4 protein-coding genes and 1 pseudogene are annotated in these 4777 nt (G+C 71.9%); 1 reads left to right on the top strand and 4 read right to left on the bottom strand.

Annotated elements, in window-relative coordinates:
• Positions 1 to 361, top strand: a pseudogene (locus tag ABT300_RS41480) (sugar phosphate isomerase/epimerase and 4-hydroxyphenylpyruvate domain-containing protein); the annotation flags it as partial.
• Between the two features lies 1 nt (position 362).
• Here the strand turns inward: ABT300_RS41480 and ABT300_RS41485 are convergent.
• From ABT300_RS41485 to pgi, 4 genes are all read right to left on the bottom strand, one after another.
• A complete protein-coding gene (locus tag ABT300_RS41485; protein WP_351687627.1) occupies positions 363 to 1805 on the bottom strand; it encodes a membrane-associated oxidoreductase in 1443 nt (480 codons plus the stop codon).
• Positions 1806 to 1847: 42 nt separating this feature from the next.
• Positions 1848 to 2435, bottom strand: a complete 588-nt coding sequence (locus ABT300_RS41490) for a histidine phosphatase family protein (protein WP_351687630.1) — start codon at positions 2433 to 2435, stop codon at positions 1848 to 1850.
• An 8-nt stretch (positions 2436 to 2443) separates the two neighbouring features.
• Positions 2444 to 3325, bottom strand: coding sequence for a phosphogluconate dehydrogenase (NAD(+)-dependent, decarboxylating) (gnd, locus tag ABT300_RS41495; protein ID WP_351687636.1), 882 nt, complete (start codon positions 3323 to 3325; stop codon positions 2444 to 2446).
• Positions 3326 to 3343: 18 nt separating this feature from the next.
• Positions 3344 to 4777 (bottom strand): glucose-6-phosphate isomerase (gene pgi / locus ABT300_RS41500; RefSeq protein WP_351687633.1); only part of this gene is annotated, 1434 nt, incomplete at its 5' end.

A 4777-nucleotide genomic window follows, 5' to 3' on the forward strand; every position in this document is an offset into this window, starting at 1 on the left:
GCTGACCGTCGGCGCGGCTCCCGGCGACGACGCCGGGCAGGCCCGGCACATCGCGTTCGCCACCGACGACGTGGTCGCGGCCGCCCGGCGACTGGTCGGGTCGGGCGGCCGTCTCCTGCCCATCCCCGCGAACTACTACGACGATCTCGCCGCCCGCTTCGAGTTCGCCGACGGGGAGCTGGACGCCTACCGCGATCTCGGCATCCTCTACGACCGGGACGCGCACGGCGTCTTCCGGCACTGCTACACGCACACCGTCGGCCGTGTCTTCTTCGAACTCGTCCAGCGCGACGGCGGCTACCAGGGGTACGGCGCGGCGAACGCGCCGGTGCGGCTCGCGGCCCAGCACGCCGTGCGCTGACCTACTGTCGGCTGACCGTCCTGGTCACACCCGCGACGACCGTCGTGGCCAGGATCCAGCCGGTCACGATGAGGACGTACGCCAGCCACTGGTACCCGCCGACCGGCGCGTACGCGCTCTCCTGCCCGAACGAGATCACCGGCAGCAGCAGGTCGAGGGTGTAGAACACCGGGTTGAAGTGCGGCGCCTCGCCTGCCTTGAGCGGGGGCGGGTGGTGCCCGGCGTACGCGATCGAGCCGACGGCCAGCAGGGACAGCAGCCAGCCGGCCGCGCGCAGCGGACGGAACCCGTAGCCGACGGCCGCGTCCTGGAGACAGCCCCACGCGCGGCCGTACCAGGGCAGGGTGCGGCGATGCCGGCGCTGCTTGGCCAGCTGGACGAGCCGGGCTGCCCGGTCGTCGCCGATGCGCCGGTAGGCGGCCGTCAGCTGCTCGTAGGCGTGCGGGTCGAACGCGCCGTCGTCGCGCTCCAGCATCGGCAGCCGCCGCTCGGGGGGCTCGTGCGGGGTGAGGAAGGTGTAGGTGAGGTCCAGCAGCCGCACCTGGTCCGGCAGCATCTCGGGCTGCAGCTGGAGCTGGCCCACCTCGGCCCGCCGCAGGTTGAGCCGGCCCTTGACCGGGGGTCCCTCGCGCAGCCACAACTCCCCGATGACGCAGCTGCTGGCCCGCAGTGCCGTGTCGCCCGGGTTGGACAGGGTGCTGCGCAGCAGGTCCACCCGGCCGGGGACGCGGGCGCCGCGCAGATCGATCCGGCCGTCCGCGCGCAGCCGCCGGGCCAGCAGGTTGGCGCCCACGTCCAGGGACTCGGCGGTGAGCACCTGCGCGCCGGGGTTGCTCAGCTCGGCGTCCTCCAGGTCGATCGAGCCGGTGACGGAGGCGCCGTCCAGCCGGATCAGGCCCTGGACGCGCAGCCCGCGGGCGCAGAGGTCGTTGTCGATGGAGATCTGGTTGAACTGCAGGGCGGGCTGGGCCGGGTCCGGGGCGGTGACCTCGGCCTCGTCGAGGTACAACGCGCCCGAGATCTGCGCTCTGCTGAGGCGTACGGGGCCGCCCACACGGCAGCGGGTCAGCCGCAGCCCTCCGTCGATCCGGGCGTGCGAGGCGTCCAGGCCGGGCAGCTCGGAGTCGAGCAGGCTGAGGTGGGCGAGCTGTGCGCCGACCAGCCTCGGGGCCTCGTCGAAGCGGCAGTGGACCAGCCGGAACACGCTGTCGACGACCGCCTGCCGCAGGTCGAGCAGGCCGGTGACGTGAGCGCCGACGACCTTGAGGGCGGCTATCTCCCCCGCCTCGCGGGGGCCGTTGAGGAGCAGTGCCCGCAACACCGCCGCACGCAGGGCGGGTCGAGGGCCGTCCTCCTCGCCCGCGACGCGGAAGTCCACGGTCGCGCCCCTGGCGAAGGCCCGCCAGACTCGTCGTTCGGCCGGTGTCAGTGAGTTGATCTCCATCAGCCGCGACTCTGGCGGGCCCGCGTGAGCGGTGTCAACCGCCTATGCCCGTACGTTCCATTCGGCTATCACGGGACGCCCGTGCTCCGTGGACAGGCGGCTGACGGTGGCCGTGGCGAGCTGGAACAACCGCCCCTCGACGGGCGGCAGCCCGAGCCGACGGGCCGTCAGCACCCGCAGGAAGTGGGAGTGGGCGACGAGGACGACGTCCCCGCGGGCGAGCGCCGGGCCCACCCGCTCCAGCACCCGGTCGGCCCGCCGTCCGACCTCGTCGGGCGACTCGCCGGGGTGGCCCTGCGGGCCGGGCGGCACGCCGTCCGTCCACAGGTCCCAGGTGGGGCGGGTGCGGTGGATGTCGACGGTGGTGACTCCCTCGTAGCCGCCGTAGTCCCATTCGTGCAGGTCGGGCTCGGGCACGACGCCCGGGACGCCGGCGAGTCGCGCGGTGTGCGTCGCGCGGTGCAGCGGGCTGGCCAGAGCGAGCGCGAAGGTCCGGCCGGAGAGGAGCGGGACGAGGGACTTGGCCTGTTCCTCGCCGTGTGCGGTGAGGGGCAGGTCGGTCCAGCTGGTGTGCTGTCCCGACCTGCTCCACTCCGTCTCTCCGTGGCGGACCAGCAGAAGGTCCCCCACGGCCGGACCTACTTCTCCGCCGACTCGACGGCGTGGCCGCCGAACTGGTTGCGCAGCGCGGCGATCATCTTCATCTGCGGCGAGTCGTCCTGCCGGGAGGCGAACCGCGCGAACAGCGAGGCCGTGATCGCGGGCAGCGGCACGGCGTTGTCGATGGCCGCCTCGACCGTCCACCGGCCCTCGCCGGAGTCCTCGGCGTAGCCGCGCAGCTTGTCCAGGTGGGTGTCCTCGTCGAGGGCGTTGACGGCGAGGTCCAGCAGCCAGGACCGGATGACCGTGCCCTCCTGCCAGGACCGGAAGACCTCGCGCACGTTCTCCACGGAGTCGACCTTCTCCAGCAGCTCCCAGCCCTCGGCGTAGGCCTGCATCATGGCGTACTCGATGCCGTTGTGGACCATCTTCGAGAAGTGCCCGGCGCCGACCTTGCCGGCGTGGACGTAGCCGTACGGGCCGTCGGGCTTGAGGGCGTCGAAGATCGGCTGGACGCGTGCGATGTGCTCGGCGTCGCCGCCGACCATCAGGGCGTAGCCGTTCTGCAGGCCCCAGACGCCCCCGGAGACGCCCGCGTCGACGAAGCCGATGCCCTTGGCGCCGAGTTCGGCGGCGTGCTTCTCGTCGTCCGTCCAGCGGGAGTTGCCGCCGTCGACGACGGTGTCGCCGGGCTCGAGCAGGTCGCCGAGCTCGTCGACCACGGACTGGGTGGCCGCGCCGGCCGGGACCATCACCCAGACGATGCGCGGCGCTTCGAGACTGCCGACGAGTTCGGCCAGGTCCTTGACGTCGGAGACCTCGGGGTTGCGGTCGAATCCGACGACGGTGTGGCCGGCGCGGCGGATGCGCTCGCGCATGTTGCCGCCCATCTTGCCCAGACCGACCAGGCCCAGCTGCATCGATGTCATGTCAGTTCACTACTTCCTGAGTTCGCGGTAGGCGGCGACGAGTGCGGTGGTGGAGGGATCGAGGCCGGGGACGTCGGCGCCTTCGGTGAGGGCGGGTTCGACGCGGGTGGCGAGGACCTTGCCGAGTTCGACGCCCCACTGGTCGAAGGAGTCGATGTTCCACACCGCGCCCTGGACGAACACCTTGTGCTCGTAGAGGGCGATGAGCTGGCCGAGGACGGACGGGGTGAGTTCCTTCGCCAGGACGGTCGTGGTGGGGTGGTCGCCCCGGAAGGTCTTGTGCGCGACCAGTTCCTCGGGCACGCCTTCCGCGCGGACCTCCTCGGGGGTCTTGCCGAAGGCGAGCGCCTGGGTCTGGGCGAAGAAGTTCGCCATCAGCAGGTCGTGCTGGGCGGCGAGTTCGCCGCCCAGTTCGTCGACGGGGCGGGCGAAGCCGATGAAGTCCGCCGGGATCAGCTTCGTGCCCTGGTGGATCAACTGGTAGTAGGCGTGCTGGCCGTTGGTGCCGGGCGTGCCCCACACGACGGGCCCGGTCTGCCACCGCACGGGCCGGCCCTGGCGGTCCACCGACTTGCCGTTGGACTCCATGTCGAGCTGCTGGAGGTAGGCGGCGAACTTGGACAGGTAGTGGCTGTAGGGCAGCACGGCGTGCGACTGGGCGTCGTGGAAGTTGCCGTACCACACGCCCAGCAGGCCCAGGATCAGCGGGGCGTTGGCCTCGGCGGGCGCGGTGCGGAAGTGCTCGTCGACGAGGTGGAAGCCGTCGAGCAGCTCGCGGAAGCGGTCCGGGCCGACGGCGATCATCAGCGACAGGCCGATCGCCGAGTCGAAGGAGTAGCGGCCGCCGACCCAGTCCCAGAACTCGAACATGTTGTCCGTGTCGATGCCGAACCCGGCGACCTTCCCCGCGTTCGTCGACAGCGCCACGAAGTGCCGGGCGACCGCCTTCTCGTCGCCGCCCAGCCCGTCGAGGAGCCAGGAGCGGGCCGAGGTGGCGTTGGTGATCGTCTCGACGGTGGTGAAGGTCTTCGACGCCACGATGAACAGCGTCTCGGCCGGGTCCAGGTCCCGCACCGCCTCGTGCAGGTCGGCTCCGTCCACGTTCGACACGAACCGGAACGTCAACTCGCGTGCGGTGTAGGGGCGCAGCGCCTCGTAGGCCATCGCCGGGCCCAGGTCGGAGCCGCCGATGCCGATGTTGACGACGTTGCGGATGCGGCGGCCGGTGTGCCCGGTCCATTCCCCCGAGCGGACCCGGCCGGCGAAGGCGGCCATCCTGTCGAGCACGGCGTGCACCTCCGGCACGACGTTCTCGCCGTCGACCTCGACGACCGCGTCCGCGGGCGCCCGCAGCGCGGTGTGCAGCACCGCACGGTCCTCGGTGACGTTGATCTTCTCGCCGCGGAACATCGCGTCCCGCAGCCCGAAGACGTCGACGGCCGC

The organism is Streptomyces sp. NPDC001027 (assembly GCF_040299045.1).
Classification (GTDB): domain Bacteria; phylum Actinomycetota; class Actinomycetes; order Streptomycetales; family Streptomycetaceae; genus Streptomyces.

Excerpts from the sequence above, each read along its gene's own strand:
- gnd (WP_351687636.1), bottom strand. The coding sequence starts at position 3,325 with ATGCAGCTGGGCCTGGTCGGTCTGGGCAAGATGGGCGGCAACATGCGC.
- ABT300_RS41485 (WP_351687627.1), bottom strand. The coding sequence starts at position 1,805 with ATGGAGATCAACTCACTGACACCGGCCGAACGACGAGTCTGGCGGGCC.